This window comes from Kribbella flavida DSM 17836, from assembly GCF_000024345.1.
GTDB lineage: Bacteria > Actinomycetota > Actinomycetes > Propionibacteriales > Kribbellaceae > Kribbella > Kribbella flavida.
This window is the reverse complement of the sequence record NC_013729.1, coordinates 6495504-6521820: the sequence shown is the minus strand read 5'-3', so window position 1 is coordinate 6521820 and position 26317 is coordinate 6495504. Positions and strand designations below refer to the sequence as shown.

The 26317-nt window shown below is 71.5% G+C and carries 25 protein-coding genes; 20 read left to right on the top strand and 5 right to left on the bottom strand.

The annotated features are described in order from the left end of the window. Positions 1-9 precede the first annotated feature (9 nt). From KFLA_RS30135 to KFLA_RS30070, 14 genes are read left to right on the top strand one after another with little or no spacing between them, the layout of a single operon-like run. Positions 10-264: an acyl carrier protein gene (locus tag KFLA_RS30135; protein ID WP_012923629.1), complete on the top strand. Its 255-nt coding sequence runs from the start codon at positions 10-12 to the stop codon at positions 262-264. After that, positions 264-512, top strand: a complete 249-nt coding sequence (locus KFLA_RS30130) for an acyl carrier protein (protein ID WP_012923628.1) — start codon at positions 264-266, stop codon at positions 510-512. Before KFLA_RS30135 ends, KFLA_RS30130 begins: the two co-directional genes overlap by 1 nt. Beyond that, on the top strand, positions 505-1587 hold the full coding sequence (locus KFLA_RS30125; protein WP_148256773.1) for a beta-ketoacyl synthase N-terminal-like domain-containing protein: 1083 nt from the start codon (positions 505-507) through the stop codon (positions 1585-1587). Before KFLA_RS30130 ends, KFLA_RS30125 begins: the two co-directional genes overlap by 8 nt. Then, positions 1584-2093 carry a beta-ketoacyl synthase chain length factor gene (locus KFLA_RS30120; RefSeq protein WP_012923626.1) on the top strand — a complete coding sequence of 170 codons (510 nt, stop codon included), beginning with the start codon at positions 1584-1586 and terminating at the stop codon, positions 2091-2093. Before KFLA_RS30125 ends, KFLA_RS30120 begins: the two co-directional genes overlap by 4 nt. Continuing rightward, positions 2090-3718 (top strand): class I adenylate-forming enzyme family protein, encoded by a 1629-nt coding sequence (locus KFLA_RS30115; protein ID WP_012923625.1) that lies wholly within the window; start codon positions 2090-2092, stop codon positions 3716-3718. The genes KFLA_RS30120 and KFLA_RS30115 overlap by 4 nt, the downstream gene beginning before the upstream one ends. After that, positions 3715-4983: a beta-ketoacyl-[acyl-carrier-protein] synthase family protein gene (locus KFLA_RS30110; protein ID WP_012923624.1), complete on the top strand. Its 1269-nt coding sequence runs from the start codon at positions 3715-3717 to the stop codon at positions 4981-4983. The genes KFLA_RS30115 and KFLA_RS30110 overlap by 4 nt, the downstream gene beginning before the upstream one ends. Further along, positions 4983-6056, top strand: coding sequence for a 4-hydroxyphenylpyruvate dioxygenase (gene hppD / locus KFLA_RS30105; RefSeq protein WP_012923623.1), 1074 nt, complete (start codon positions 4983-4985; stop codon positions 6054-6056). The genes KFLA_RS30110 and hppD overlap by 1 nt, the downstream gene beginning before the upstream one ends. Then, the gene (locus tag KFLA_RS30100; protein ID WP_012923622.1) at positions 6053-6961 is read left to right on the top strand and encodes a phytanoyl-CoA dioxygenase family protein; all 909 of its coding nucleotides are present in this window, start codon (positions 6053-6055) and stop codon (positions 6959-6961) included. The genes hppD and KFLA_RS30100 overlap by 4 nt, the downstream gene beginning before the upstream one ends. A gap of 12 nt (positions 6962-6973) precedes the next feature. Next, positions 6974-7771 carry a DUF3050 domain-containing protein gene (locus KFLA_RS30095; protein WP_012923621.1) on the top strand — a complete coding sequence of 266 codons (798 nt, stop codon included), beginning with the start codon at positions 6974-6976 and terminating at the stop codon, positions 7769-7771. 4 nt (positions 7772-7775) lie between these two features. Continuing rightward, on the top strand, positions 7776-8726 hold the full coding sequence (locus KFLA_RS30090) for a thiamine pyrophosphate-dependent dehydrogenase E1 component subunit alpha (protein ID WP_012923620.1): 951 nt from the start codon (positions 7776-7778) through the stop codon (positions 8724-8726). Next, positions 8726-9703, top strand: coding sequence for an alpha-ketoacid dehydrogenase subunit beta (locus KFLA_RS30085; protein ID WP_012923619.1), 978 nt, complete (start codon positions 8726-8728; stop codon positions 9701-9703). Before KFLA_RS30090 ends, KFLA_RS30085 begins: the two co-directional genes overlap by 1 nt. Continuing rightward, positions 9700-11058, top strand: coding sequence for a glutathionylspermidine synthase family protein (locus KFLA_RS30080; RefSeq protein ID WP_012923618.1), 1359 nt, complete (start codon positions 9700-9702; stop codon positions 11056-11058). Before KFLA_RS30085 ends, KFLA_RS30080 begins: the two co-directional genes overlap by 4 nt. Next, on the top strand, positions 11049-12419 hold the full coding sequence (locus KFLA_RS30075; RefSeq protein ID WP_012923617.1) for a hypothetical protein: 1371 nt from the start codon (positions 11049-11051) through the stop codon (positions 12417-12419). The genes KFLA_RS30080 and KFLA_RS30075 overlap by 10 nt, the downstream gene beginning before the upstream one ends. After that, positions 12416-13807, top strand: coding sequence for an ATP-grasp domain-containing protein (locus KFLA_RS30070; RefSeq protein ID WP_012923616.1), 1392 nt, complete (start codon positions 12416-12418; stop codon positions 13805-13807). Before KFLA_RS30075 ends, KFLA_RS30070 begins: the two co-directional genes overlap by 4 nt. A 14-nt stretch (positions 13808-13821) precedes the next feature. Here KFLA_RS30070 and KFLA_RS30065 read toward each other — a convergent pair whose 3' ends face one another. From KFLA_RS30065 to KFLA_RS30050, 4 genes are all read right to left on the bottom strand, one after another. Then, on the bottom strand, positions 13822-14808 hold the full coding sequence (locus KFLA_RS30065) for a methyltransferase (protein WP_012923615.1): 987 nt from the start codon (positions 14806-14808) through the stop codon (positions 13822-13824). 178 nt (positions 14809-14986) lie between these two features. Then, the gene (locus KFLA_RS30060; protein WP_012923614.1) at positions 14987-15685 is read right to left on the bottom strand and encodes an SGNH/GDSL hydrolase family protein; all 699 of its coding nucleotides are present in this window, start codon (positions 15683-15685) and stop codon (positions 14987-14989) included. After that, positions 15682-16938, bottom strand: a complete 1257-nt coding sequence (locus tag KFLA_RS30055; protein ID WP_012923613.1) for an MFS transporter — start codon at positions 16936-16938, stop codon at positions 15682-15684. Before KFLA_RS30055 ends, KFLA_RS30060 begins: the two co-directional genes overlap by 4 nt. After that, positions 16935-18515: a class I adenylate-forming enzyme family protein gene (locus KFLA_RS30050; RefSeq protein WP_012923612.1), complete on the bottom strand. Its 1581-nt coding sequence runs from the start codon at positions 18513-18515 to the stop codon at positions 16935-16937. The genes KFLA_RS30055 and KFLA_RS30050 overlap by 4 nt, the downstream gene beginning before the upstream one ends. Positions 18516-18706: 191 nt before the next feature. On the opposite strand from KFLA_RS30050, the gene KFLA_RS30045 reads away from it, so the two are divergent. The 5 genes from KFLA_RS30045 to KFLA_RS30025 all read left to right on the top strand — a co-directional run bounded on the left by KFLA_RS30045 (position 18707) and on the right by KFLA_RS30025 (position 24650). Next, positions 18707-19999, top strand: a complete 1293-nt coding sequence (locus KFLA_RS30045; RefSeq protein ID WP_012923611.1) for an SGNH/GDSL hydrolase family protein — start codon at positions 18707-18709, stop codon at positions 19997-19999. 89 nt (positions 20000-20088) lie between these two features. Continuing rightward, positions 20089-21009 carry an alpha/beta hydrolase gene (locus KFLA_RS30040; RefSeq protein ID WP_041290654.1) on the top strand — a complete coding sequence of 307 codons (921 nt, stop codon included), beginning with the start codon at positions 20089-20091 and terminating at the stop codon, positions 21007-21009. Continuing rightward, positions 21002-22129 carry an alpha-hydroxy acid oxidase gene (locus KFLA_RS30035; RefSeq protein WP_012923609.1) on the top strand — a complete coding sequence of 376 codons (1128 nt, stop codon included), beginning with the start codon at positions 21002-21004 and terminating at the stop codon, positions 22127-22129. The genes KFLA_RS30040 and KFLA_RS30035 overlap by 8 nt, the downstream gene beginning before the upstream one ends. Then, positions 22122-23405, top strand: coding sequence for an aminotransferase-like domain-containing protein (locus KFLA_RS30030; protein WP_012923608.1), 1284 nt, complete (start codon positions 22122-22124; stop codon positions 23403-23405). The genes KFLA_RS30035 and KFLA_RS30030 overlap by 8 nt, the downstream gene beginning before the upstream one ends. Before the next feature lie 69 nt (positions 23406-23474). Next, positions 23475-24650, top strand: coding sequence for an MFS transporter (locus KFLA_RS30025; RefSeq protein ID WP_012923607.1), 1176 nt, complete (start codon positions 23475-23477; stop codon positions 24648-24650). Between the two features lie 246 nt (positions 24651-24896). Here KFLA_RS30025 and coaA read toward each other — a convergent pair whose 3' ends face one another. Then, on the bottom strand, positions 24897-25847 hold the full coding sequence (gene coaA / locus KFLA_RS30020) for a type I pantothenate kinase (RefSeq protein WP_049797457.1): 951 nt from the start codon (positions 25845-25847) through the stop codon (positions 24897-24899). Between the two features lie 93 nt (positions 25848-25940). Between coaA and KFLA_RS30015 the strand changes: the two genes are divergently transcribed. Beyond that, positions 25941-26291, top strand: a complete 351-nt coding sequence (locus KFLA_RS30015; protein WP_012923605.1) for a holo-ACP synthase — start codon at positions 25941-25943, stop codon at positions 26289-26291. Positions 26292-26317 lie beyond the last annotated feature (26 nt).

Sequence of the window (26317 nt, the reverse complement as noted above, 5' to 3'; positions counted from 1 at the left end):
GGTATCCCGATGAGGGACGAGGTTCGCGCGTTCGTGCTCGCGCAGCTGCAGGACATGAACTACGACGTCGAGGGCGTCGACGACCAGACCACGCTCGGCCCGGCCGGGGTGGACCTGGAGTCGCTGGCGCTGGCCGACCTGTCGGTGCGGGTGGAGGACCGGTTCGGCGTGCGGTTCTCCGACGACGAGTCCGAGCAGCTGGCCCTGATGACCGTCGGCGAGTTCACCGCCGAGGTGGCCGGCCGGGTCGCGCAGCAGGTCTGATGACCTCCTTCTCCCCGCCTTCGTCCGCTCTGCCCCCGCCGGGCAGAGCGGAGATCGCCGACTGGCTGGCCGGACTCGGCGAACGTCCGGCCGGTAGCGAGCGGATCGACTCGATGGAACTGGCCTGGCTGGTCCACCAGGTCGAGCAGCGGTACGGCATCGAGCTGACCGACGACCAGCTGGAGCGGATCCGGACCATCGACGACGCCGTCGCCGTGCTCGCGGAAGTCCTGACCAGCCATGTCTGACCTAACCTCGCACCAGGCACAGTCCGTCGGCCGGCCACGCGTCGCCGTACGGCGTCCGGTCGCTGTCACCGGGATGTCGGTGCTGAGCGCGCTCGGTCGGGGGCCCGAGGCTCAGCTGGCGGCGGCGCTGACCGGCGCAGCCGCCTTCACCGAGGTCCGGCGCTTCGACACTGCGCAGCGCAGGGTGACGAAGGCTGCGACGGCCAACAGCGCTCGTTCGCTCGAGCAGGAACTGCTCGACGCCGTCACCACCGCCTGCGCGGACGCCGGCCTGACGCCGGGGCAGCGGGCGACCACACCGTTGCTGCTCGCGGTCCACGGCCGGTGCGAGGCCCGCGCCTTGGCCACCCGTGCCGCCCGCATCTACACGAGCGCCTGCGTCTCAGCCAGTACGGCGGTCGCCGACGCCACCGCACTGATCAGCCGAGGCGCCGCCGACCGCATCATCGTTGCCGCCGGCTACTTGGTGGAGTCCGACCAGTTCGCGTTGTTCGACGCCGGTCGCGCCCTCGCGGACGACGGGGTGGTCCGCCCGTTCAGCAGGGATCGGCGCGGCCTGCTGCTCGGCGACGGGGTGGTCGCGGTGGTTCTGCAGGCCGGCGAAGGCATCGCCGAGGTCGCGGGCTGGGGTCGGGCCGGCGACGCGTACCATCCGTGCCGCCCCGATCCCGCGGGTCGCGGGCTCGCGACCGCGATCGAGTCGGCCCTGGACAAGGCCGGCCTGCCGCCGGAGGTGGTCGGCTACATCAACGCCAACGCGACCGGCACCGGCTTCAGCGACGCCTCGGAAGCGGCTGCGATCCGCCGGGTCTTCGCGAGCGACGTGCCGGTCAGTTCCACCAAGGCGGTGCACGGGCACGCGCTGGAAGCCTCCGGCCTGCTGGAGCTGGTGCTGACCGTGCAGGCTCTGCGGGAAGGCAAGCTTCCGGTCAACGCCGGTTTCACCACGCCCGATCCGGACTGCCCGCTGGACGTCATCGCCGACGCCCCGCGGCCGGCGGGTACGGCGTACGGGCTGACGCTGAACGCTGCCTTCGGCGGCGCCAACACGGCTCTGCTGGTGCGTGCGGGATGATCTCGACGCCCGGACTCCCGGACCCGGTCGTGGTCACTGCCAGTCACTGGCCGCAGCCGGGCGACGACGCGGTGGCAGGTCCGCCGCAGCTGCCCGGCTTCGTCGGGTCCTCGTTCAGCCCGCTGGTGGCGGTCGTCGCCGATCGGTGCTTCGCCCGGACCGCGCCAATGGAGCGGACCGCGCTGGTCCTGGTCAGCCGCACCGGTGACCTGGCCAGCGCCACCCACGTCCGCGAGGCGGTTGCCGATAGCAAGCGGATCGGACCGCTCTACTTCTTCCAGTCGGTGCCCAACGCCGTCGCCGGTCACGTCGCGGCGCGGTGGGGCCTGCGCGGTCCGGTGGTCTGCGTCAGCCCGTCGATCGACGCGCACCGGGCCGGCCTGGACGAGGCCGCGCTGCTGCTGGCCGACGGCGAGGCCGACCAGGTCCTGGTCGTCCTGGTCGAACAAGCAACCACCGGCGACACCGCAGTCGCCCTGTTGGTGAGTGGGGGAGAACAACTGTGAGAAGCCTGAGGGCACAGCTGGCCGCGGACCCGTCCGTCGGGACCGGCAACGTACTGGCCACGGTGATCGCGCACGGCGCCGACCTGGACGGGCCGGGTCTGACCTTCGACACGGCCGTCGACCAGTTCGCCGCCGAGCACCCGCTCACCCTCGGCGAGCTGGACGAGCGCGTCCAGGCCCGGACAGCGTGGCTGCACGCGCGGGGAATCGGCCGGCGGAACGTGGTGGCGATCTGGGCCACGGACGCGGCCGACATCGTGCTGAGCTTCCTGGCCCTGACCCGGGTCGGCGCGATTCCCGCCCTGCTGAACGGCAAGATGGCCCCGGCGATCGCGTCGGAGTACATCCGCCGGCTGCGCGTCGACGCCATCCTCGCCGACGCCGCGCACCGCGAGCTGCTGGCCGGCCAGTCGGACCAGCCGGATTCGTTGCACGGGGCACCGATCCTCGGTGAGCCGAAGGAGCTCGGCACCGGCAATCCCGGACGGGCGCCCGAGCACTACCGGCATCACCGCGACGACCCCGTCGTGATCACCCACACCAGTGGCACGACCGGCGTACCGAAGGCGGTGCTGCACACCCACACCACCCTGTACGCCGCGCTCAAGCACCTGCTGACGATGCCGCAGGCGCAGGGCACCGACAGGATCCTGAACGCGCTGCCGATCCCGCACACCGCGACGATCCTGATGGTCAACCAGGTGCTCGGCAACCGGGCCGAGATGCTGCTGCTGTCCAGCCAGGACGCGTCGGACGTGCTGGCCGCGATCGAGCGGTGGAAACCGCACGGTGTCTACGGCTTCGCGGTCACCTGGGCCGGGCTGGCCCGCGCCGACCTCAGCCGGTACGCCGTGGAGTCGGTGCGGCTGTGGTTCAACACCGGCGACTGCGCGCACGAGCCGCACATCCGCAAGCTGGTCGCAGCCGGCTCCCGGGAGACCGTCACCCGGGACGGCCGGGTCACGGTGCCGGGCTCGCACTTCATCGACGGCCTCGGCTCCAGCGAGATGGGCCACAACGGCTTCCACATCACGCACACGCCGGACACCGAGCACTACGGACGCTGCATCGGCAAGCCGTACCAGTTCGCCGAAGCCGCCGTGCTCGATGCTGACGGCAACGAGCTGCCGCCGGGCCGGCCGGGCTTGCTCGGGTTCCGCTCGCCGAGCGTGTCGCCGGGCTACTGGAACGACTCGGTGAACACGTTCCGGTTCCGGCTGAACGGGTGGTTCCTGACCGGTGACCTGGTGCACCGCGACGAGAGCGGGCACTACTTCCACCTGGACCGGGTGCCGGACGCGGTGGCCGGTTTCGAGGGGCCGCAGCTGTACACCTCGTTGTCGGAGGAGCGCATCCTGGCGGCGCTTCCGGAGGTGCTCGACTGCACGGTGATCGTGGTGCCGGACAACGGCAGCTACCTGACCGACGTCCTGCTGGAGCTCGCCCCGGACGCTGATCCGGCGCTGGACCGCACGGACCGGATCCACCAGGCGGTCGGGGCCGAGGTGGCCGCGACGATCCGGCGGATCGCCGTGATCGGGCAGGACGACGTACCGGTGACGGTGACCGGCAAGGTGCGCAAGGTCGCGCTGCGGCAGGACCGGCTCGCGGGGGTGTCGTCGTGACGGCCGTGACCATCACCGGGATGGGCCTGCTCACGCCGGTCGGCCGGGGAGTCGACGACGTGTTCGACGCGTTGCTGCACGGACGGTCGGGAATCGGCCGGCCGCCGGCGGGGCACCCGGTCGCGGAGTCGGTCGAGCTGGCTGGGTTCTTGCCCCCGGTCGACCCGGGCAAGATCGCCAGTGGCCCGGACGGCAAGGTGATGGACAGGACCGTGATCCTGGCCCAGCTGACCGCCGAGGACGCGCTGGCCGACGCCGGCCTGGTGGTCGGCGAGAACGTCGACCCGGACCGGATCGGCGTGATCATCGGCGGCGTCGGCGGCATGGCCACGCTGGAGAGCCAGGTGCTGGCGCGGGCCGCGCGGGGCCGGGCCGCGGTCAGCCCGTACCTGCTGACCGGGATCCTGCCGAACATGCCGGCCGCCCGGGTCGCGATCCGGTTCGGCCTGCGCGGCTACACCTCCTCGGTCGGTACGGCGTGCGCTTCCGGCGCCCAGGCGATCGCCGACGCCGTCCGGCTGATCCGCGCGGGCGAAGCCGATGTCGTGCTGTGCGGGGCCAGCGAGGCCCCGCTGTTTCCGACCTTCGCGGAGACGTTCGGCAACGCCCGGGCGCTGGCCCGCGGCTGGGACGACCCGACGGCCGCGAGCAGGCCGTTCGACCTGCGCCGGAACGGCTTCGTGCTCTCCGAAGGGGCGGCGCTGCTGGTCCTGGAGAGCGCCGAGCACGCGACCGCCCGAAGGGCCCGCGGGTACGCCGACGTGGCGGGCTACGGCGTCAACGCCGACGCGCACCACCCGACCGCGCCCCGGCCCGACGGAACCGGTGCGGCCGACTGCATGCGCAAGGCGTTCGCGAACGCGGGCGTCGTACCGGCGCAGGTCGGCTACGTGAACGCGCACGGGACGAGTACGAAGCTCGGTGACGTCGCGGAGTCGGTCGCGATCGGCCTGGCGTTCGGCGAGGCCGTCCCGGCGGTCAGCTCCACCAAGGCGCTGACCGGTCACATGCTCGGGACCTCCGGGGTGGTGGAGGCGGCCGCGAGCGCGCTGGCGGTGTCCCGCGGAGTACTGCCGCCGACGTACAACCTCGACGACCCGGACCCGGCCTGCCCGCTGGACCTGGTCCGGAAGGAGCCGCGCGAGCTGCGGCCGGAGTACGCGCTGTCGAACTCCTTCGGCTTCGGCGGCCAGAACGTGAGCCTGCTGTTCGGACCGGCGAGCACGCCGGCCACAGAGACAACAACTGAGGGGATGGCCTGGTGATGGAGATCTACGGGATCGACCACGTGGAGATGTACGTGGGCGACGCACGGCAGGCGGCGTTCTACCTGGGACACGCTTTCGGCTTGCAGGTGCACGGTCAGGGGGGACCGGAGACGGGCCTGACGGACCAGCGGTCGCTGCTGCTGCGGGAGAGCGCGGTACAGATCGTGCTGACGTCCGGACTGGCGGCGGACCACCCGGCCGCCGAGTACGTGCAGCGGCACGGCGACGGCGTCGCGGTGGTCGGGCTGGAGGTGGACAACGCCTCCGTCGCCTACACCGAGCTGATGGGCCGCGGCGCGGTGTCGGTCGCCGAGCCCACGACGTACAGCGACGAGCAGGAGACCACGGTGGTGGTCGCCGAGGTCGCCGGCTTCGGGGACGTGATCCACCGGCTGGTCGAGCGGCACGGGCCGCGGCGGGAGTTCCTGCCCGGCGCGTTCCAGATCACCGAGCCGGCCGGCGGGCCGGACGAGAAGCTGTTCAGCGAGATCGACCACCTGGCGATCTGCGTGCCGTCGGGACAGCTGAAGCCGACGGTCGACTTCTACGAGAACGTCTTCGGCTTCCTGCCGATCTTCGACGAGTACATCGAGGTGGCCGGTCAGGGCATGGAGTCGACGGTCGTGCAGAGCCCGTCCAAGCACGTGACGTTCACCTTGATCGAGCCGGACCCGAACCGCCGCCCGGGGCAGATCGACGACTTCCTCAGCTGGCACGCGGGCGCCGGCGTGCAGCACATCGCGCTGCGCACCAGCGACATCGTCGAGGCGGTCGGCACGCTGGCCGGGCGCGGGGTGAACTTCCTCGGTACGCCGGCCGCGTACTACCAGGCGCTGCCGGAGCGGGTCGGCGAGGTGGAGACGCCGATCGAGGACCTGCAGAAGCTCGGCATCCTGGTCGACCGGGACCACTGGGGCCAGCTGCTGCAGATCTTCACCGAGTCGATGCACGTCCGCCGGACGCTGTTCCTGGAGATCATCGAGCGGCGCGGCGCGATGACGTTCGGCAGCGGCAACATCAAGGCCCTGTACGAGGCCAAGGAGCGCGAGCTGCAAGGGGTCGAGCTGTGAGTGCTCTGGAGTTCCGCCTGTCCGAGGAAGAGATCGAGCTGCTGCCGTCCGACGAGGACGTGGCGTTCTACGCCGAGCACGGCTGGTACCTGTCGAAGAAGCTGCTGACCGACGACGAGACCGACGAGCTGGTCAACGCCAGTGAGCGGTACTACGCCGGCGAGCGTGACCGCACGTTGCCGGTCCGGCCGCCGAAGCTGGCCTACTGGGACCCGTCCAAGGGCGACGTGCAGCGGCACAACGACTACGTGCACTACGAGCACGACGGCCTGGCGAAGATCCTGCGCAAGCCGCTGATCGGCGCGGTCGCGGCCCGGCTGGCGCAGGTGGACGAGATCCGGATCTTCCAGTCCACGCTGATCTACAAGCCGCCGATCTCCGGCGAACCGTCGAACATCGTGCCCTGGCACTTCGACAAGCACTACTGGTCGTCCTCGTCGTCGGAGCGGATGCTGACCGCGTTCATCCCGTTCCACGACTGCCCGCCGGAGATGGGCACGATCACGATGGTCGACGGCAGCCACCGCTGGCAGGAGATCGGCAGCGACGACACCGTGGTCCGGCACTTCGCCGAGCGGGACCGGTCGCAGCTGGAGCAGATGCTCACCGAGAACGCGCGGCACAACGGCGTCGAGGTGGTCAAGGTGCCGATCACGATCCCGCGCGGGCACCTGAACTTCCACCACTGCCGGACGTACCACGGCTCCGGCGCCAACGTCAGCGACCGACCGCGCCGCGCGATCTCGCTGCACCTGCAGGACGGTGGCAACGCCTACCGGGAGTTCCCGCTGTCCGACGGCACGCTCGCGGCGTACAACCACGACGCGGTGGTCCGCCGGACCCCCGACGGGCGGCCCGACTACGCCGACCCCGACTTCTGCCCGACGCTCTGGGCCGATCGCTAGAAGGAGATCGTCATGTCACGCTACGACTGGGGTCAGACCCACCCGGGCATCGAGCAGCTGGAGAAGGCCGTCGGCGACGCCCGCGACAAGGTCGTCCAGCACCCGCTCTACGCGAACCTGGACACGCACGAGTCGCTGGTCACCTTCATGGAGCACCACGTCTTCGCGGTCTGGGACTTCATGTCGCTGCTGAAGTCGCTGCAGCGCGAGCTCACCTGCGTCACCGTGCCGTGGATCCCGACCGCGCACCCGGGCAGCCGGCGGCTGATCAACGACATCGTGATGGTCGAGGAGTCCGACGAGCTGGTCGTCGACGGCCAGGCGGGCTTCATCAGCCACTTCGAGCTGTACGTGAACGGGATGCGGGAAGCCGGCGCGGACACGACGGCGATCGAGCAGCTGATCGGCCTGCTGCGCGACGGCGGCTCGGTGGTCGAGTCGCTGCGGGCGGCCGGCGTACCGGAGGCGTCGATCGACTTCGCCGGCACCACCTGGGACATCATCGAGAACGCGCCGGTGCACTGCCAGGCGGCGGCCTTCGCGTTCGGCCGGGAGGACCTGATCCCGGACATGTTCACCCAGGTGGTCGCGGTGAACGAGCGGTCGAGAAAGCTCAACACGTTCGTCGACTACCTGGAGCGGCACATCGAGGTGGACGGCGAGTTCCACACCCCGATGGCGATGCAGATGGTCGCCGACCTGTGCGGCGACGACCAGGCCAAGTGGCAGCAGTGCGCGGACACCATCAACACCGCGCTCGCCGCCCGCGCCCGGCTGTGGGACGCCATTCTCGTGGCGATCAAAGGCTGACCTGGTGACCGCCGACCAGCTCTACCGGACCGTGCGGTTGATCCGGCGTTTCGAGGAGCGGGCGATCGGGTTCGTCCGGTCCGGTGAGATCGTCGGCGGCATCCACCCGTACGTCGGCCAGGAGGCGATCGCGGCCGGGGTGTGCGCGGCGCTGCGCCCGGACGACGTGATCACCAGCACCCACCGCGGCCACGGGCACGTGCTGGCCAAGGGGGCGGACCCGGCCCGGATGCTGGCCGAGCTGATGGGCCGCGAGAGCGGGCTGAACAAGGGCCGCGGCGGGTCCATGCACGCGGCCGACTTCGGGCTGGGCGTGCTCGGCGCCAACGCGATCGTCGGCGCGGCCGGCTCCATCGCGACCGGCGCCGCCTGGGCGTACCGCCGGCAGGGCCGCGACGTGGTGGCGGCCAGCTTCTTCGGCGACGGCGCGATGAACGAGGGCATGCTGCTGGAGGCCTTCAACCTGGCCGCGCTGTGGCAGGTCCCGGTGGTGTTCGTCTGCGAGAACAACGGCTACGCCACCACGATGCCGGTGCAGTCGGCGGTCGCGGGCAGCATCACCGGCCGGGCCCGGGCCTTCGGGATGCCGGCCTTCACCGTCGACGGACAGGACCCGGAGAAGGTGCTGGCAGCAACGTCCGCCGCCGTCGCCCGGGCCCGGTCCGGCCGGGGACCGACGTTCCTGGAGTGCACGACGTACCGCTTCGACGCTCACCACACCTTCGAGCACCGGACGCGGCTGAACTACCGATCGACCGAAGAGCTCTCGACTGGGCGGTCGCGGGACCCAGTGGAGATCCAGGGCGCACGGCTGGCTGCCGAGCTACGGGCAGCCGTGGATGCCGAGATCGAGGCCCTGCTCGACGCGGCGGCCGGGTTCGCGCTGGGCAGTGCCCATCCCGACCCGGCTGCCGCTCTCGAGTTCCTCTACGCGTCGCCGGAGGTGCAGCGCTGATGCCGAAACTGTCCTACCTGAAGGCGCTGAACCGGGCGCTCGGCGACGAGTTGGCCGCCGACGAGTCGGTGTTCGTGCTCGGCGAGGACGTCCGGGTGGCCGCCTCGAACCTGACCGCGGGGCTGGCCGACCGCTTCGGCCCGGAGCGGGTGCTGGACACGCCGCTGTCGGAGCAGGCGTTCACCAACTTCGCGACCGGGGCGGCGCTGGCCGGGCTGCGGCCGGTGATCGAGTTCCAGATCCCGTCGCTGCTGTTCCTGGTCTTCGAGCAGATCGCCAACCAGGCGCACAAGTTCTCCCTGATGACCGGCGGCCAGTGCACGGTGCCGGTGACGTACGTCGTGCCCGGGTCGGGCTCGCGGACCGGGTGGGCCGGGCAGCACTCGGACCACCCGTACAGCCTGTTCGCGCACGTCGGGGTGAAGACGGTCGTCCCGGCGACGCCGGCGGACGCCTACGGACTGCTGCTGTCGGCGATCCGGGAGAACGACCCGGTGGTGGTGTTCGCGCCGGCCGGAGCGCTCGGAATCCGCGACGACGTGGACTTCGAGCAGCTGGGGCCCGTTCCGTTGGGGGTCGGTCGCGTCGCCCGGGACGGCTCGGACGTGACAGTCGTTGCTCTCGGCCACTTGCTGCAGGATGCGCTGGCGGCCGCCGACGAGCTGGCCGGGGAGGGCATCTCGATCGAGGTGTTCGACCCGCGCACGGTCTATCCGCTGGACGTGGACGGACTGGCCGCCTCGGTGGCGAGGACCCGGCGGCTGGTGGTGATCGACGATTCGAACCGGACCAGCGGGTTCGCCGCGGAGGTTCTGGCGGTCGCTGCCGAGCGGTTCGACCTGGTCGCGCCGCCTCGCCGCGTGACCCGGCCCGACGGCGCCGTGCTGCCGTTCGCGCTGGCGCTGGACCGGGCGGTGCAGCCGGGCCGGGACCAGCTGCTGGCCACGATCCGCGCCGTACTGAAGGGGGAGCGATGACCGAACGACCGTCCGCGGCCGAGCTCTGGCCGGTCCTGCCCGCACCGGTGCGCGAGAAGCTGCTTGCCTACGGCCACAAGTACTGGCAGCAGGTGTACGACGACGTGGCGCTGCAGAACCAGAACTGGATCCCGCTGCGCTCCCCGGTCGCCTCGCACGCGGCGTACGCCGAGATGAACCGGGTCACCCAGCAGGTGGCACGGCTGGTCCTGGAGTGCTGCCGGCGGCGGGCCCGGACGGCCGGCGAGCTGCGCGAGGTGCTCGGGGTGCCGGAGGGACGGATCGAGCTGCTCGACGACAGCGAGCCGCTGACCGGGCGGCTGATCAACGCGATCCGTTCGGACCTGCTGCTGGAAGGCGGAGTCCCGCGGATGGTTGAGTGCAACGTGGAGAGCGCGCTCGGCGGGGTGCTGGACGCGGACGGCGTGATCAAGCGGTGGATGGAGGTGTACCGCGAGGAGCGCATGTTCGCCGACCTGCGGGCGGCCGCTCCGCCGTCGGCGATCGACGCACGCTTCGACGCGATCCGGGCCGACGTCGGCCCGGGCAAGGTGACCGGGATGCTGTTCACCGCCGGTGGCGGCTACCCGGGCGCGGACCGGCCGAACTACCTGATCAACCGGCTGCGCCCGTTCGCCGACCGCGGTCGCGAGCTCGGCGTGGACCTGGTGGTGCACCCTGTCGAGTGGATCGAGCAGGACGCCGACGGGCGGCTCACAGCCGGCGACCGGACGCTGGATGCCGTCTGGCGGATGTTCGTTCCGCCGTACGTCGCGGACAGTCCCGGGATGGCGGCGGTCCGGGCGGCGCACGCGGCCGGGACGTTCCGGATGTACCTGCCGAGCGCGGTGTGGCTGCTCAGCAACAAGACGATCTTCGCCTGGCTCTGGGAGGACCTGGACAACCTGCCGGCCGAGGACGCCGACGTCGTCCGGGCGCACATCCCGCGGACCTGGGTCTATGGCCCGCGGCTGCGGCAGCGGGCGATCGACGACCGCGAACGGCTGGTGCTCAAGCCGACCGACGACTACGGCGGGCACGGCGTCTTCATCGGACCGCTCACCTCCACCGAGGACTGGCTGGCCGCGCTGGACGCGGCGACCGGGCCGCACATCCTCCAGGAGCTGATCGAGGCCGACCCGCTGACCATGCAGTTCCTCGCACCGGCGACCGGCGAGGTCGTCGAGGCCGAGGTCTCGTACTGCGTGTCGACCTACCTGTTCGACCGGATCCCCGCGGGTGTTTTCACCCGCTTCTCGCCGCCGGGTGCGGGCGGCGTGGTGAACCTGACCCAGGGTGCGCTGACCGGCGGCCTGCTGCTCGTGGACGAAACGGAGCTGAAGCGATGGACCTGAGCTACGACTGGCGTGGCCGCCCTTTCGACGCCTGGCAGGAACTGCCGGCGGCGACCCGGGAGAAGGTGGTCGCGGCCGGGCACGAGGACTGGCGGCGGGTGTTCGACCGGGTGCTCACCTTCAACCGGTCCTGGCGGCCGCTGCGGCCGGTGCTGATCGACCGCGGCCGGTACGACGAGCTGGGCCGGGTGATGGACCGGCTGCTGGAGCTGGTCCTGCAGACCGCGTTGCGCCGGGCAACGACCGCCGGGGAGCTGCGGAAACTGCTCGGTACTCCGGACGGCCTGATCGAGTACCTGGACGACGACGAGGTGCTCGGCGAGCACCTGATCCAGTCCGGCCGGCCGGACGTGCTGATCAGCGACGGGATCCCGAAGTTCGTCGAGTTCAACATCGGCAGCGAGGTCGGCTGCGTCTGGGACACCGAGGGCGTGTCGACCCGGTTCCTGGAGATGTTCCGCAGCCACGGGCTCGACGAGCTGGTACTGGTGGACGCGCCGCCGTCGCCGGTCGACCAGCGGTACCGGGCGATCGTCGACCTGCTCGAGCTGGAACCGGGCAGCCGGCTGACGCTGGTGCTGCGGACCGAGGGGGACTACCCGGGCAGCGACAACATCCCGGCGATCCTCAAGCTGCTGGACCCGTTCATCGACCGCGGCAAGGCGTTCGGCCTCGACGTCGACGTGGCGCCGGTGCACTGGCTGGAGTCCGACGAGCAGGGCCGGCTGGTCAACCAGGGCCGGCTGGTCGACTCCGTCTTCCGGCTCTTCGTCTGCACGGACATGCCGCAGAACCCTGGCCAGGCAGCGCTCAAGGCAGCGGTCGAGGCGGGGACCTCCCGGCTGTTCACCTCGTCGGCGGGCTGGCTGCTGGCGAACAAGATCCTGCTCACCTGGCTGTGGGACGACATCGAGCTGCTGGACGCCGACGACCAGGAGCTCGTCCGCCGGCACGTGCCCTGGAGCCGGCTGCTGACCGCGGACGCGGTGCAGGACGCGACCGGGCGCCAGGCCGAGCTGGTCCTCAAACCCGCCGACGAGTACGGCGGTTCCGGCGTGCTGGTCGGGCACGAGTGCCCGGCCGACGAGTGGCGAGCGGGCCTGGCCGAGGCGACCTCGGGTGACGGCTCGTTCCTGCTGCAGGACTATGTGCGGCCGGACCGGCTCACGATGGACTTCGTCAACGTCGACTCCGGTGAGCAGCTGCAAGCCGAGGTGCCGTACTCGGTCGGGCAGTACACCTTCGGGCGACAGGCCGCCGGGTGCTTCCTGCGGGTGGGGTCGCACGAGCACGGCGAGGTGCTCAACCTCAAGCGCGCCGTGCACGTCACCGGCCCGTTGCTGGTCGACGACCGCCGATGACTGCCGACGACTGGGTGGACCGGCCCGGCTTCGACTGCTGGGCCGAGTTGCCCGACGACCTGCGTGCTGAGGTCCTGGCCGCCGGTACCGAGGGCTGGAAGTCGGTCTTCCACGAGATCGCGACGTACAACGAGACCTGGAAGCCGCTGCGGCCGGTCCTGGTCCGCAGGGACTGGCTGGACCGGCTCTACGGGCTCAGCGACCGTATGCTGCAGCTCGTCCTGGAGTGTTGTCTCCGCCGGGCGAGGACCGCAGGTGAGCTGCGGAAGCTGCTCGGGATCCCCGACGGCCGGGTCGAGTTCCTGGACGACGACGAGCTGCTCGGGGAGCACCTGGTGACGGCCGGACGGCCGGATGTGCTGCTGACCGGCGGTGTCCCGAAGTTCGTCGAGTTCAACATCGGCAGTGACGTGGGCAGCGTCTGGGACTCCGAGCAGGTGTCCGAGCGGTTCCTGCAACTGCTGCACCGGCACGAGCTGGCCGATCGACTGGCAGCCTCGGCCCCGCCGTCCGCGGTCGACGCCCGGTACGCCGCGGTCGGCGCGACGCTGGGCCTCGCGGAGCGGGACCGACTGACGATGCTCTTCCGGACCGACGGGGAGTACCCGGAGTCGCACGACCCGGCCCGGCTGGTCGAGCTGCTGGAGCCCTTCGCTCAGCGGGGCCGTGATTTCGGCTACGCGATGGACGTGCTGCCGGTCGACTGGCTGGAGCTGGATGCGGACGACCGGCTGATCGGGCGCATCCCTTCGGCCGACGGCACCTCCGAGGTGCGGCAAGTGGAGGCCATCCTGCGGCTGTTCGTCTGCTCGCAGATGCCACCGACGGTCGGTCTGCAGGCGATCAAGGACGCGCTGCGCGCCGGTACCGCGTCGCTGTTCACCTCGGCGGCGTCGTGGTTGCTCAGCAACAAGGTGGTCTTCGCCTGGCTCTGGGAGGACGCCGACCGGCTGCCCGCGGCGGACGCGGAGCTGATCCGCACCCACCTGCCGCGGACCTCCTTGCTGACCGCAAGCAACCGGCTGATGGCGCTGGCCGACCGGAAGCGGTTGGTGCTGAAGCCGGCGGACGAGTTCGGTGGCGAAGGGGTGCTGGTCGGCCGGGAGCAGTCGCCGGACGACTGGGCCGCGGCGATCGACCGGGGCGTCGCGGACGGATCGCACCTGCTGCAGGAGTACAGCCGACCGGACCGGCTGCTGATGGACTTCGTGCACCTGGAGTCCGGCCGGGTCGAGCAGGCCGAGATCCCGTTCTCGATCGGTCCGTACAGCTTCGGCCGCCGGGGTGCCGGCTGCTACGTCCGGATCGGCAGCCAGGACGAGGGCGAGGTGCTCAACCTGAAGCGCAACGTGCACGTCACCGGCGCCCTCGTGCTGGACGCCGGATGACCGGGCCGGTGGGGTCAGGCGGTGTACTCGAGGGCGCGGGGGCCGGCGGGTGGGGTGTGGATCGCGACCCGGCGCAGGCCGGCGGCGGCCGCCAGTTCGTCGTACTGGGTCAGGGAGCGTTCGCGGCCGTGGCCGAGCACCAGGACGATCAGGTCCATCGTCGTGAACGCCTCCTGGTGGGTGTCGGCCGCCTCCGCGACGAAGATCGCACCGCCCGGGCGCAGTGCCCGGCGGCACCGGCTCAGGGCCTCGACGGCCTGCTCGTCCTCGAACGAGTGCAGCAGCATCCGCAGCAGGAACGCGTCGGCCGCAGGCAGCTCCAGGTCGAACAGGTTGCCCGCGAGAATGTCGCAACGCCCGGTCAGCCCGGTGCCGGCCAGCTGGCGCTCGGCCGCCTCGACACTGGCGGGCAGCTCGACCAGAGTGCCGCGGGTCTGCGGGAAGGCGGTCAGGATAGCGCCCAGCTGGACCCCTGTGCCGCCGCCGACGTCGACGATGTGCTCGAACCGGCCCCAGTCGATCGCCCGGACCAGCAGCGGCGCCTCGTTGCGGGTGTTGGCCGCCATCAGCTGGTCGTACGACGCGGCGGCGGTCGCGTCCAGGCTGGTCTTGTTGGCCGCCTCGACCGGTCCGCCGCGGCGGACGATGCCGAGCAGGTCCAGGTGGGCCCGGTCCATCGTGGCGCCGTAGCCGTCCTGGTCGAGCCAGCGGCGCGCGGCGCTCGGGTCGTCGTCCAGCATCCAGCGCGCCGTACCGCCCAGCTCGAACCGGTCGTCGGCGAGCGCGACGAAGATGCCGCGGGCGGCCAGGTACCGCAGCACCCGGCCGAGGGCGTCGGCGTCGCAGCTCGCCGCCACCGCCAGGTCCTTGAGGTCGCGCGGCCCGCCGGCCAGCAGGTCGGCGATCCGCAGGGTGGCGACGGTCCGCAGCGCCATCGGCGTGACCAGGTCGGTCATCGCCCAGAACTCGAGCAGTCCGAGCGCTTCGGGGCGGTCGTTCATCGGTGCCCTCCCAGAGGTTTGTCGGCCGCCTTCCGGCAGCGTGTGGTGGTGGCGGTCGGCGGGTTTCCCTGACGCCGGCCGGCGGGAATCTGCGGTTGCTTTCGGATGATTGGTTCCGGTGATCCGCCCGCAATTCGATCCATTCGAATTGATTGCACCGTCCGGTCAATTCGTCGTGTCATTTTCCGGTCTTCGTGACGTGCATTTCCCGGCGACCGGACAAATGCCGGCCGAGAAGTCGCAAGGTCTCCGCGGTGGCGACCGCGTCGCTGCGGGCGTTGCCATGCCGGCCGTCGGCGCTGTACAGGCCCGGATCGGTCGACAGCGGGTGGGTGGTCAGGTGCACGTGCAGGGTGCCGAGCCGCTGGGCCAGCGCCCGGGTGCGCTCCGACAGCCGGCGCATCCGCTCGTGCAGCCCCGGGCGGAGCCAGTCCGCGACCGCCGGGCTGGCGGACACGTCGAACATGCCGAGCGTGATCACGTCGGCACCGGCCGCCTGCAGCGCGGTCACCATCGCCTCCAGCTCGGCATCCACCCGGTCGGCGTCGTACCGGGCGCCGAAGGCGTCGTTGCCGCCGCCGACCACCAGGGCCAGGTCCGGCCGGAACGCCAGGGCGCGGTCCAGTTGCGTCGCGTGGATCTCGTGGGCGCGGAGCCCGCTCACGCCCAGGTTGAGGTACTCCAGACCGGGCGCTGAGGCGCTGAGCTCGGCCGCCAGGCGGTCAGCCCACTGCAGGTCGCTGTAGCCCTCCACCGGCTCGCACAGCCCCTCCGCCACGCTGTCACCCAGGACGACGAAGCGACGCCAGGGATGCCCGGCGAGCAGCTCCGCGCTCTCGCCGGGGCGCAGGCAGTAGGGGTCGTTGGTCTCCCTCACGCGGCCTCCTCGGTCTTGGGGCTGGTGGTGGCGCCGTAGGTCGGGATCGAGAGCGGCCGGCGGTACATCTGGACGACCGGGATCAGGGTGGCGAGCAGGAAGAGGCCGCCGGCCAGCAGCAGGGCCGGGCGCAGGCCGAACAGGGCCACGCTCCAGCCGCCGAGCAGGCTGCCCACCGGGATGCCGGCGAAGGTGATCGCGCCGATCACGCCGAACACCCGGGTCTGCAGCGCCGGCGGGACCCGCTCGTACAGGGTGACGCCGATGACCGGGTTCAGCGAGGCGTTGGCGATGCCGCACAGGAAGCTGACCGACACGACCAGCCAGACCTGGTCGGACAGCCCCATCGTCAGCAGCCGCGGAGCGCCGCCGACCAGCGCGCCGATCACGAACGCCCGGTACGGCGGGATCCGGTCGGCGTACACGGTGAAGATCAGGTTGCCGAGCAGCGCGCCACCGGCGAAGCCGCCGAACAGCAGGCCCAGCACGACCGGCGACCCGACCACCTCCTCGACCCACAGCGGGGTGAAGACGGCGCCACTGGCCTGGCTGAAGACGTTGATCGCGAACGTCATCACCATCATGCCGATCAGGACCTGGTCGGCCCGCAGGAAGCTGAACCCGCCGCGCAGCGCGGTCCAGTACGGCTCCCGGGCGGGCGCCTCCACCTCCGGCGACTGCTCGGGGGGCAGGGCGACCAGGGCGGCGACCAGGGCGGCGCAGACGGCGAAGGAGACGGCGTCGGCCCACAGCGCCCCGTTCGTGCCGAGCCAGGCGATCAGCAGCCCGCCGAGCGGCGCCCCGACCAGTGTCGCCGCCCGGCTCAGCCCTTCGTAGAGCGAGGTGATCCGCAGCATCTGGACGCCGCACTGCTCGGCGAGCGGCCGCAGCATCACGTGCTTGACCCGGTCGCCGATCCCGCGCAGCGCACCGCCGATCGCGACCAGCGCGGCCAGCTGGAGGAACGACGACCCCGGGCTGAGAATCACCGTGACCATCGCCAGCGCGCTGCCCGCGTCGGTGACGATCGAGGTCCGGCGCAGGCCGAAGCGGTCCGCGAGCGGCGCCGCGAGTACGCCGGTCAGCGCGTACGGCAGCATCTCGGCGGCGGCGATCAGGCCCATCTTGGCCGCGCTGCCGGTGGTCATCAGGACCAGCCAGGGAATCGCCACGGCCGACACCCGGGTGCCGAGCGCGGAGAGGATGTCGGCGGCGAACAGGGTGACCAGGGAGGTCCTCGGCGTCGGCCTCATACCGGACCGCGCGCTGCCCCGGCGGCCGCGGACCGCAGCGCCACCTTGTCGACCTTGTGCGCCGACGTCAGCGGCAGCGCGTCGACGAACTCGATCCGGCGTGGCACCCACATCGCGTTGTACTCGTCCCGGACCGCCTCCTGCAGCGCCTCGGCCGTCACCGCGGCGTCCGGGTAACGCGCGACGTACGCGTGCGGCACCTCGCCGAACTCGTCGTCCGGTACGCCGATGACAGCGGCCGCGCGGATCCCGGGCTGAGCCTGCAGCAGGTCCTCGATCGGGCGGCAGTAGACGTTCCAGTTGCTCGCGCCGGTGACGATCGTGTCCTGCACCCGGTCGACGACGTACAGGTAGCCGTCGGCGTCCAGGTAACCCAGGTCACCGGTCCGGACCCAGCCCTCGACGATCGCCCGCTCGGTGAGGTCCGGGCGGCCCCAGTAGCCGGCGAAACGCAGCTTGCTGGTCGCGTAGATCTCACCCGTCTGGCCGGGCGGCAGCCGGTGGCCGTCGGCGTCGCGGATCTCCACCCGCACGTCCCCGTACGGCGTACCGGAGGAGCGCAGGCGTTCCGGGTGCTCCGGGTCCTCGGTCAGGCCCGGCTGGGCGGTGACGACGATGACCTCGCTCAGGCCGTAGACGATGCGCAGCACCGGGCCGAACCGGGCGATCGCCTGCCGCAGCCTGGACGGCGCGGCCGGACCGGCGCCCACGTTGAGCATGAACAGGCTGCTCACGTCGGTGGTCGCCAGGTCCGGGTGGTCCAGCAGCTGGTAGAGCAACGGCGGTGACACGTACGTCGAGTTGATCCGCTCGCGCTCGATCGTGGCCAGCGCGCGGCCCGCGTCCCACTCGTTCTCGAGGAACAGCACGCCGCCCAGGAACAGGTTGAAGAAGCTGGTGATCTGCCCGCTGGCGAACGCCATCGGCGAGTGCGACAGGTGCCGCAGGACCGGCAGCCCGGCGGCCAGGTAGTCGGCGGCCAGCGTGAGGATCTGCTCGTAGAACGCCTGCCGGTGGTGCACCAGCTTCGGCTCGCCGGTGGTGCCGCTGGTCTGCAGGCAGGTGGCCGGCTCCACGTCGTCATGCTCCGGCTCGAACCGGGTGGCTCCGTCCGGCCGCGGCCGCAGCAGGTCCGGCCCCAGGCCACCCGGACCCAGGCAGTGCACCGGTACGCCGAGCTGGACGGCCAGGCGCTCGCCGAGCACGGCCTTGCTGGTCGCGTCGTAGACGAACACGTCCGGCTGGGACAACCGGGCGAACGCCTCGATCTCCCGGCGGCCCGCGATCGGGGCGATCCACATCGTCCGGGCGCCGACCAGGTGCAGCGCCAACTGGAGAGCGGGCAGCTCGGCCGTGTTGCCGGCCAGCACCAGCACACCGGTGCCGGCACCGACGCCGCGCTCCTGCAGGGTGGCGGCCAAGTCGAGCACTTGGGTCCGCAGCCCGGCGTAGCTCAGCCGGTGGTCCCCGGCCACGATCGCAGTCCGCTCGCCGTAGCGGGCAAAAAGCTCCAGCGCGGTCACGACGTACGACCTGGAATGCGCCAGATTCCCGTCCGGCACGACATCGACCGACATGGCTCCCCACCCTTCTCGATCCGGGCAGGACTGTACTGCGGGAATTTCACCGCGACCAGCGTTCGGAGAAATTCAAATGGCCGATTCAGGATGCCCGTTGACGCATCAGGAATCCCGAACTAGGTTGCCGTCACCGCCATGCGTGCGGCAATTGTCTGTGGTCGCGCGCCAACCCGTTGGGGGGTTGTTCCATGCGTATTTCCCGTTCCGTCCGTTCGGCCGCGGTGGCCGCGGCCGTCTCGCTGGCCGGCTCGGCGCTGGTTTTCACCGGCACCGACTCGCAGGTCTCGTCCTCGGGCCCGGGGGGCCGGCCCGAGTGGGTGGGCAGCTGGTCGACCGGGGTGACCCGGCCCGAGGCGGCCGGCTTCACCGCCACCGGCCTCACCAACCAAAGTGCCCGCTACGTCGTCCGCGCCTCCGCGGGCGGTGACCAGGTCCGGATCCGGTTCTCGAACATCTACGGCGACCGCCCGGTCCGGATCGGCGCCGCGACCGTCGCGTTCGGCAACACCGCGACGCCGGTGCAGTCCGACATCGACGTGGCCAGCAAGCGCGCGCTGACCTTCGGCGGCCGGCCGACGGCGGTGATGAACAAGGGCGCCGAGCTGCTCAGCGACCCGGTCGCGCTGAAGGTCCCGGACCTGAGCACGCTGGTGATCAGCGTCTACTACCCCGCCGCGACCGGCCCGACCAGTTGGCACGCGTCGTCGAACCAGCAGAACTTCTTCGGTCCCGGCGACCTGACCGACGCCGCCGACGGTACGCCGTACGTCACCACCCGGGCCTGCTGCTGGACGTTCCTGTCCGGCGTCGACGTACGGACCGAGCGGTCCGACGGCGCGGTGGTCGTGCTCGGCGACTCGATCGCGGACGGCACGCTCAGCACGCTGAACGCCAACAACCGCTGGCCCGACCAGCTCGCCGAGCGGCTGGCCACCGACCGGCGCCCGGGCATGCCCGGCGTACTCAACGTCGGCTTGGCCGGCAACCGGCTGAACCGCGACGGCACCGACCCGATCCTGGGCGGTCCCGGTGTCGAGCAGCTCGGCCTGAACGCGCCGGCCCGGCTGAACGAGGACGTCTACGGCCAGACCAAGCCGAAGGCCGTGATCACCCACCTGGGCATCAACGACCTGTGGATGGACAACGCGCCGGCCGACCAGATCATCGCGACGCTGCGGCAGATCAACGCGCAGCTGCGCCAGCACGGCATCCGCAGCATCGGCGCCACCATCACGCCGTACGAGGGCTTCGCCACGCCCGGCGGCTGGACGGCGGAGAAGGAGGCGACCCGGCAGGCGGTCAACCAGTGGCTGCGCGGCCAGCACGAGTTCGACGGTCTCGTGGACTTCGACAAGGCCGTCCGTGACCCCGGCGCGCCGTCCAAGCTCCGTCCCGAGTACGACGGTGGCGACCACATCCACCTGAACGACACCGGCTACCAGGCGATGGCCGACGCGGTCCCGCTGCACCTGGTGCGATGACGGACCCGGTGGCCACCGCCGTCGCCGCGGTGGCCACCGGCCGGCTCGACCCGCGCTGTCCCGTGACTGTTCGGAAGGTGAGGTGCAGCATGCCGCTGGATCCGCAGGTGGAGGCGATGCGCGCCCAGCGCGCGGCCGAGAACGTTCCGCAGCTGTACACCCGGACGCTGGCCGAGGCGCGCGCCGCCGACCTCGCCGCCATCCAGGCGGCAGGCGGTGAGGTCGAGCCGGTTCACTCGGTCGAGGACGTTGTCGTCGACGAGCTGGGCCTGCCGCTGCGGGTCTACCGGCCCGCGGGCGACGGGCCGCTGCCGACGCTGGTCTACTTCTTCGGCGGCGGCTGGACGCTGGGCAGCATCGAGACGGCGGACGGGATCTGCCGCCGGCTGGCCAATGCCGTGCCGTGCCAGGTGATCACGGTCGGCTACCGGCTGGCGCCGGAGAACCCGTTCCCCGCGGCGGTTCTCGACTGCCACCGGGCGACGGAGTGGATCGCGAAGTCCTGGCTGGTCGACGCCGACCGGGTCGTGGTCGGCGGCGACAGTGCCGGCGGCAACCTCGCCGCCGCGACGACTTTGCTTGCCCGGGACAACGGTCCCGCGCTGGCCGGCCAGCTGCTGGTCTACCCGAACACGCTCTACGGCTCGGACACCCCGTCGATGCGCGCCGGAGACGATCCGTACCTGTTCAACCGGACGTCGGTCGGCTGGTACTGGGACCACTACCTGACCGACCCCGCGCAGGGCCGCGACCCGCTGGCCTCGCCGCTGCTCGCGACGTCGCACGCCGGATTGCCGCCCGCGCTGGTGATCACCGCGGAGTACGACCCGCTGCGCGACGAGGGCGAGTTCTACGCCGAGAAGCTGCACGCGGCCGGGGTGCCGACCGTGCTCAGCCGGTACGACGGGATGGTGCACGGCTTCTTCGCGATGTCCGGGGTCCTGGACGGCGGCCGCCGGGCGATCGGGGAAGCCGCCGACTGGCTGCGCGGGGTCTTCGCCGATGGGTGACGGAGGTGGCCTGGCCACGGCTCCCGACCCCGCCGCGGTGGGACGCGGAGCGGCGCAGGCCTGCTGCCTGGACGACTACGAGCGGTTCGCCGCGGACGTGCTGCCCACGCCGGTGCGCGACTTCGTCGCCGGCGGCAGCGGGACCGAGACCACCTTGCGAGACAACCGCGCGGCGCTGGATTCCGTGCACCTCACCCCACGCGTGATGGCCGGCGTCGAGGCAGCGGACCCGTCCACCAGGCTCGTCAACACAGCGGCGGCGATGCCGGTCGCCGTCGCACCGATGGCCTATCAGCGCCTGCTTCACCCCGACGGAGAGCTGATGCTTGCCCGGGCCGCGGCCTCCGCGGGGATTCCGTACGTGATCAGCACGCTGAGCAGCTACCCGCTGGAGGAGATCGCCGGTGCAGCGCCGACCTGGTTCCAGCTGTACTGGCTGCGCGATCGTGCAGTCGTCGAGTCGCTCGCCGAGCGTGCCGCCGCCGCGGGGTGCTCGGCCCTGATGGTCACCGTCGACGTCCCGGTGATGGGTCGCCGCCTGCGCGACGTACGGAACGCCTTCGCGCTGCCCGCGGACGTCGTCGCCGCCAACCTGGCGACCAAGGTGCACCAAGCACACACCGCGGTTCCAGGTCTGTCGGCCGTCGCCGCGCACACCGCCTCCGCCTTCTCGCCGACCGTCTCCTGGGCGGACCTGGAGTGGTTGGGTGCCAGATCGGACCTCCCCCTGGTGGTGAAGGGAATCCTCGACCCGCGCGACGCCCGCCGAGCCGTCGAGGTGGGTGCCACCGGCATCGTCGTCTCGAACCACGGCGGCCGCCAGCTCGACGGCGCAGTTCCCTCCGTCGACGCGCTACCGGCGGTGGTCGATGCCGTCGGCAACTCCGCTCAACTGCTGCTGGACAGTGGGATCCGCAGCGGCACCGACGTACTGCGGGCGCTCGCGCTCGGCGCCTCCGGCGTGCTCGTGGGACGGCCGCTGCTCTGGGCTCTTTCCCTCGGTGCTTGCGACCAGGCCCTGGACCTGCTCCGCACCGAGGTGTCCGACGCCATGATGCTGGCCGGCTGTGCCGACGTCGCCGCGGCCGCCCGACTCGACACCAGGAGAGCCTGTGGCTGATCTGGACGTGACCGACCTGCACGGCGCCCTGACCCACCGCGCGCTGAACTCGATGAACTTCCTCAACGAGGTCGCCCAGCACTACCCGGACGCGATCTCGCTGGCCGCGGGCCGTCCGGCCGAGCAGTTCTACGCCATCGAGGACCTGCACGCGTACCTCGACACGTTCTGCCGCTACCTGTGCGACGAGCTCGGCTACGACGAGGCCGAGGTGCGGCGCACGCTGTTCCAGTACGGCCGGACGAAGGGCATCGTGCACCGCCTGGTCGCCCGGAACCTGCTCGCCGACGAGGGCGTCACGGTCGACCCGGACGCGCTGGTGATCACCGTCGGCTGCCAGGAGGCGATGGTGCTCGCGCTGCGGGCGTTGCGCGCGGACGACCGCGACGTGCTGCTAGCGGTCGCCCCGGCGTACGTCGGCATCACGGGCGCGGCGCGACTGCTCGACCTCCCGGTGCTGTCGGTTGCCGGCGGCAACGACGGTGTGGACCTGGACGATCTGGCCGCGGTGGTCAAGGCGGCTCGCGCTGACGGCCTGCGACCGCGGGCCTGCTACGTCATGCCCGACTTCGCGAACCCGTCCGGGCTGAGCCTCGACCTCGAGACGCGCGAACGGCTGCTCCAGGTGGCGGCCGAGCAGGATCTGCTGCTGCTCGAGGACAACCCGTACGGGCTGTTCCCGGCGGGCGGCGCCGAGCGGCTCCCGACGCTGAAAGCGCTCGACACCGAGCGGCGGGTGATCTACCTCGGCTCATTCGCCAAGACGGCGCTGCCGGGCGCCCGGGTCGGCTACGTCGTCGCGGACCAGGTGGTCGGGCACCCGGACGGCACCACCAGCCTGCTCGCGGACGAGCTGTCCAAGATCAAGAGCATGGTGACGGTGAACACCTCGGCCGTGGCGCAGGCGATGATCGGCGGCAAGCTGCTGCAGAACGACTGCAGCCTGGTCACCGCCAACCGGCGGGAACGCGCCACCTATGCGGCCAACCTGCGCGCGCTAACCGACGGGCTGGCCGCGCGCTTCCCCGCCGGCGAGATCACCTGGAACGTGCCGTCCGGCGGCTTCTTCCTGGTGGTCACGGTCCCGTTCCCGGTCGACGACACGCTGCTCGCCCGGTCCGCCCAGGAGTACGGCGTGCTGTGGACCCCGATGAGCCACTTCTACGACGGCGACGAGCCGATCCACGCGCTCCGGCTGTCCTGCAGCTCGGTCACCCCGGAGGAGATCGAGCCCGCCCTCGACCGGCTGACCGCGCTGATCCGCGACCAGCTCTGAGAACTGGTCCTGCTCACGGTCCGCGAACTGGACCTGTCCGCCGGACCGGTGCGTTTCTAGCGTGAAGGCATGACCAGCCTCGCTTGCGATCCCGCCGCCTCTCCGACCGGCCGACTCGTCACCCCGCGGTTCGCGCGGTTGCTGGTGATGACGTTCGGCTCCGGCCTGAGCATGTACCTGCTGACCTCGGTCGTGCCCGTCTACCTCGCGGCCAACGGCTCCGGCGGCATCGGGGCCGGCCTGTCGACCGGCGCGATGATGTTCGCGGCGGTCGCCGTGGAACTGCTGGTGCCGGCGATGCTGAAGCGCTTCGGGTACCGCGGCACGCTGGCGCTGGGCCTCGTCCTGCTCGGAGCGCCCAGCATCGCGCTGATCTTCACCGCCTCGCTCCCGCTGGTGCTCGCGGTCTGCGTCGTTCGCGGCGCCGGGCTGGCCATCATGGTGGTCGGTGCGGTCGCCCTGGTTGCCGAGCTGACCCCGGCCGGCCGGCGCGGCGAAGGCCTCGGCGTGTACGGCGTGGTGGTCGGTCTGCCGGCCGCCGTCGGCCTGCCGCTGGGCGTCTACCTGACCGGCGTGGTCGGCTTCGAGGTGCTGTTCGTGCTGGCGGCAGCGTGCTCGCTGGCCGGGCTCGCGGCCCTGCCGACGATGCCCGGCCGGGTCGTTGTGCCCTCGGGGGACGAGGAGCAGCACGTCCGGGTCCTCGGTGGGCTGCGGGGGAGCGGGCTGCTGATGCCGACCTGGGTGTTCGCCGCGGTGACCGTTGCCGCCGGCATCAGCGTCACCTTTCTGCCGCTGGCGTCGGGCAACCACCTGATGGTGGCGGCCGCGCTGCTGATCCAGTCGGTGACCGCCCCGGGCGCACGGTGGCTGGCCGGGCGGCTGGGAGATCGCGTCGGCCCGGACCGGCTCCTGGTGCCGGCGTTGCTGCTGGCTGCGCTCGGTGCAGGCTCACTGGTCTTCGTCGGCACTCCCGCCGCGGTGGTCATCGGCGCCGCGTTCTTCGGGACCGGCTTCGGTGCGGCCCAGAACCTCACGCTGGCGATCATGTACGACCGGGTGCCGCGCTCGCGCTACGGCCAGGTCAGCGCGCTGTGGAACCTCGCGTACGACGCCGGCTGGGGCGCGGGAGCGATCCTGTTCGGCTTCGTCGTCGCCGGGGTCGGCTACCCGACGGCCTTCGCGCTCACCGCTGCCGTCGTCGCGCTCGCCGTGGTCCCGGCGGCCAGGGCGCGCCGCTTCGCCTGAGCCGGAGTCAGATCCCCGGCCGATCGCCAGTTGCCACTCTCGTGGGTCAACCACCGAGGTCAATGGTTGGCCCACCGAATTGTGGTGGGCCAACCATGAACCTGGCGGGTCAACCCATCAGAGTTCGCGCGAAGGGCGAAGGGCGAAGGGCGAAGGGCGAAGGGCGAAGGGCGAAGGGCGAAGGGCGAAGGGCGGCGGGCGGCGGGCGAAGGGCGAAGGGCGGCGGGGTGCCCGGGTTGGCCGGGGTCAGAGCTTGCGCAGCCGGACCCAGCGGACGGCGTGGTCGGCGCCCTTGCGCAGCACCAGGGTCGCGCGGGAGCGGGTGGGCAGGATGTTCTCCCGCAGGTTCGGGCCGTTGATGCCGTCCCACAGCGACTCCGCCTTCGCGATCGCCTCGCCGCGGCTCAGCTCGCCGTACCGGACGAAGTACGACTCCGGGTTGCGGAAGGCGGTCTCCCAGAGCTTGAGGAAGCGGTGCACGTACCAGGACCGGATGTCGTCGGCGGCCGCGTCGACGTACACCGAGAAGTCGAAGAAGTCGCTGACCGCCAGCCCGCTCTTGCCGTCGGCGTGCCGGGGCGCGGGCTGCAGCACGTTCAGCCCTTCGAGCAGCAGGATGTCGGGCTGCTCGACCGTGGTCCGGACGCCTTCGAGCCGGTCGTAGTGCAGGTGCGAGTAGACCGGCGCCTCGACGTTGTCCATCCCGGACTTCACCTCGACCACGAAGCGCAGCAGCGCCTTGCGGTCGTAGGACTCGGGGAACCCCTTGCGCAGCATCAGCCCGCGCCGCTCCAGCTCGGCGTTCGGCCACAAGAAGCCGTCGGTGGTGACGAGGGCGACCCGCGGGTGCTCGGGCCAGCGGGCGAGCAGCTCGCGCAGCAGCCGCGCGGTGGTGGACTTGCCGACGGCAACCGAACCGCCGATGCCGATCACGAACGGCGTCCTGGTCGCGGTGTGGCCGAGGAACCCCTCGGTGTCCGCGTGCAGCGCGCGAGCGTGCCTCACGTAGAGTGACAGGATCCGCGACAGCGGCAGGTAGACCTCGCGGACCTCGTCGATGTCGATCTCGTCGCCGAGGCCGCGCAGCCGCTCGATCTCCTCGGCGGTCAGCGGTGACTCGGTCGTCTCGGCCAGTTGCGCCCAGGCGGCCCGGTCCAGCTCGGTGTAGGGAGTCACCTCCCGCGGCGGCTGCAGCATGGGGCCCATTGTTCCCCCATCACCGCGGGCTACGCTGACCGGCATGTGCGGCAACGACTCTGCGGGTGTGGCAGTTGTCACATCAGGGACCCCATGATCGTCGGCGTGGGCATCGACGTGGTCGACGTGGAACGGTTCATGAAGACGCTGGAGCGCACCCCCGGTCTGCGCGACCGGGTCTTCACCGCGTCCGAGGCGGCCCGGCCGCCTGCTTCGCTGGCCGCCCGGTTCGCCGCCAAGGAGGCACTGGCCAAGGCGCTCGGCGCCCCGGCCGGGATGCACTGGCACGACGCGGAGGTCCGCACCGACGACTCCGGCCGGCCCTGGCTGGAGATCACCGGCACGGTCAAGGCCAAGGCGTCCGAGCTGGGCGTGCAGAGTCTGCACCTGTCGCTGAGCCACGACGCCGGCATCGCGTCGGCGGTCGTCGTCCTGGAAGGCTGACCGTGGCGGCGCTGTCCGCCGCCCCT

What these genes read in the sequence shown, in the direction of transcription:
- KFLA_RS30045 (WP_012923611.1), top strand. Translation starts at nt 18,707, where the DNA reads ATGCGTATTTCCCGTTCCGTCCGTTCGGCCGCGGTGGCCGCGGCCGTC.
- coaA (WP_049797457.1), bottom strand. Translation starts at nt 25,847, where the DNA reads ATGCTGCAGCCGCCGCGGGAGGTGACTCCCTACACCGAGCTGGACCGG.
- KFLA_RS30055 (WP_012923613.1), bottom strand. Translation starts at nt 16,938, where the DNA reads ATGAGGCCGACGCCGAGGACCTCCCTGGTCACCCTGTTCGCCGCCGAC.
- KFLA_RS30120 (WP_012923626.1), top strand. Translation starts at nt 1,584, where the DNA reads ATGATCTCGACGCCCGGACTCCCGGACCCGGTCGTGGTCACTGCCAGT.
- KFLA_RS30040 (WP_041290654.1), top strand. Translation starts at nt 20,089, where the DNA reads ATGCCGCTGGATCCGCAGGTGGAGGCGATGCGCGCCCAGCGCGCGGCC.
- hppD (WP_012923623.1), top strand. Translation starts at nt 4,983, where the DNA reads ATGGAGATCTACGGGATCGACCACGTGGAGATGTACGTGGGCGACGCA.
- KFLA_RS30080 (WP_012923618.1), top strand. Translation starts at nt 9,700, where the DNA reads ATGACCGAACGACCGTCCGCGGCCGAGCTCTGGCCGGTCCTGCCCGCA.
- KFLA_RS30070 (WP_012923616.1), top strand. Translation starts at nt 12,416, where the DNA reads ATGACTGCCGACGACTGGGTGGACCGGCCCGGCTTCGACTGCTGGGCC.
- KFLA_RS30095 (WP_012923621.1), top strand. Translation starts at nt 6,974, where the DNA reads ATGTCACGCTACGACTGGGGTCAGACCCACCCGGGCATCGAGCAGCTG.
- KFLA_RS30135 (WP_012923629.1), top strand. Translation starts at nt 10, where the DNA reads ATGAGGGACGAGGTTCGCGCGTTCGTGCTCGCGCAGCTGCAGGACATG.
- KFLA_RS30125 (WP_148256773.1), top strand. Translation starts at nt 505, where the DNA reads ATGTCTGACCTAACCTCGCACCAGGCACAGTCCGTCGGCCGGCCACGC.
- KFLA_RS30085 (WP_012923619.1), top strand. Translation starts at nt 8,726, where the DNA reads ATGCCGAAACTGTCCTACCTGAAGGCGCTGAACCGGGCGCTCGGCGAC.
- KFLA_RS30025 (WP_012923607.1), top strand. Translation starts at nt 23,475, where the DNA reads ATGACCAGCCTCGCTTGCGATCCCGCCGCCTCTCCGACCGGCCGACTC.
- KFLA_RS30035 (WP_012923609.1), top strand. Translation starts at nt 21,002, where the DNA reads ATGGGTGACGGAGGTGGCCTGGCCACGGCTCCCGACCCCGCCGCGGTG.
- KFLA_RS30130 (WP_012923628.1), top strand. Translation starts at nt 264, where the DNA reads ATGACCTCCTTCTCCCCGCCTTCGTCCGCTCTGCCCCCGCCGGGCAGA.
- KFLA_RS30075 (WP_012923617.1), top strand. Translation starts at nt 11,049, where the DNA reads ATGGACCTGAGCTACGACTGGCGTGGCCGCCCTTTCGACGCCTGGCAG.
- KFLA_RS30050 (WP_012923612.1), bottom strand. Translation starts at nt 18,515, where the DNA reads ATGTCGGTCGATGTCGTGCCGGACGGGAATCTGGCGCATTCCAGGTCG.
- KFLA_RS30015 (WP_012923605.1), top strand. Translation starts at nt 25,941, where the DNA reads ATGATCGTCGGCGTGGGCATCGACGTGGTCGACGTGGAACGGTTCATG.
- KFLA_RS30065 (WP_012923615.1), bottom strand. Translation starts at nt 14,808, where the DNA reads ATGAACGACCGCCCCGAAGCGCTCGGACTGCTCGAGTTCTGGGCGATG.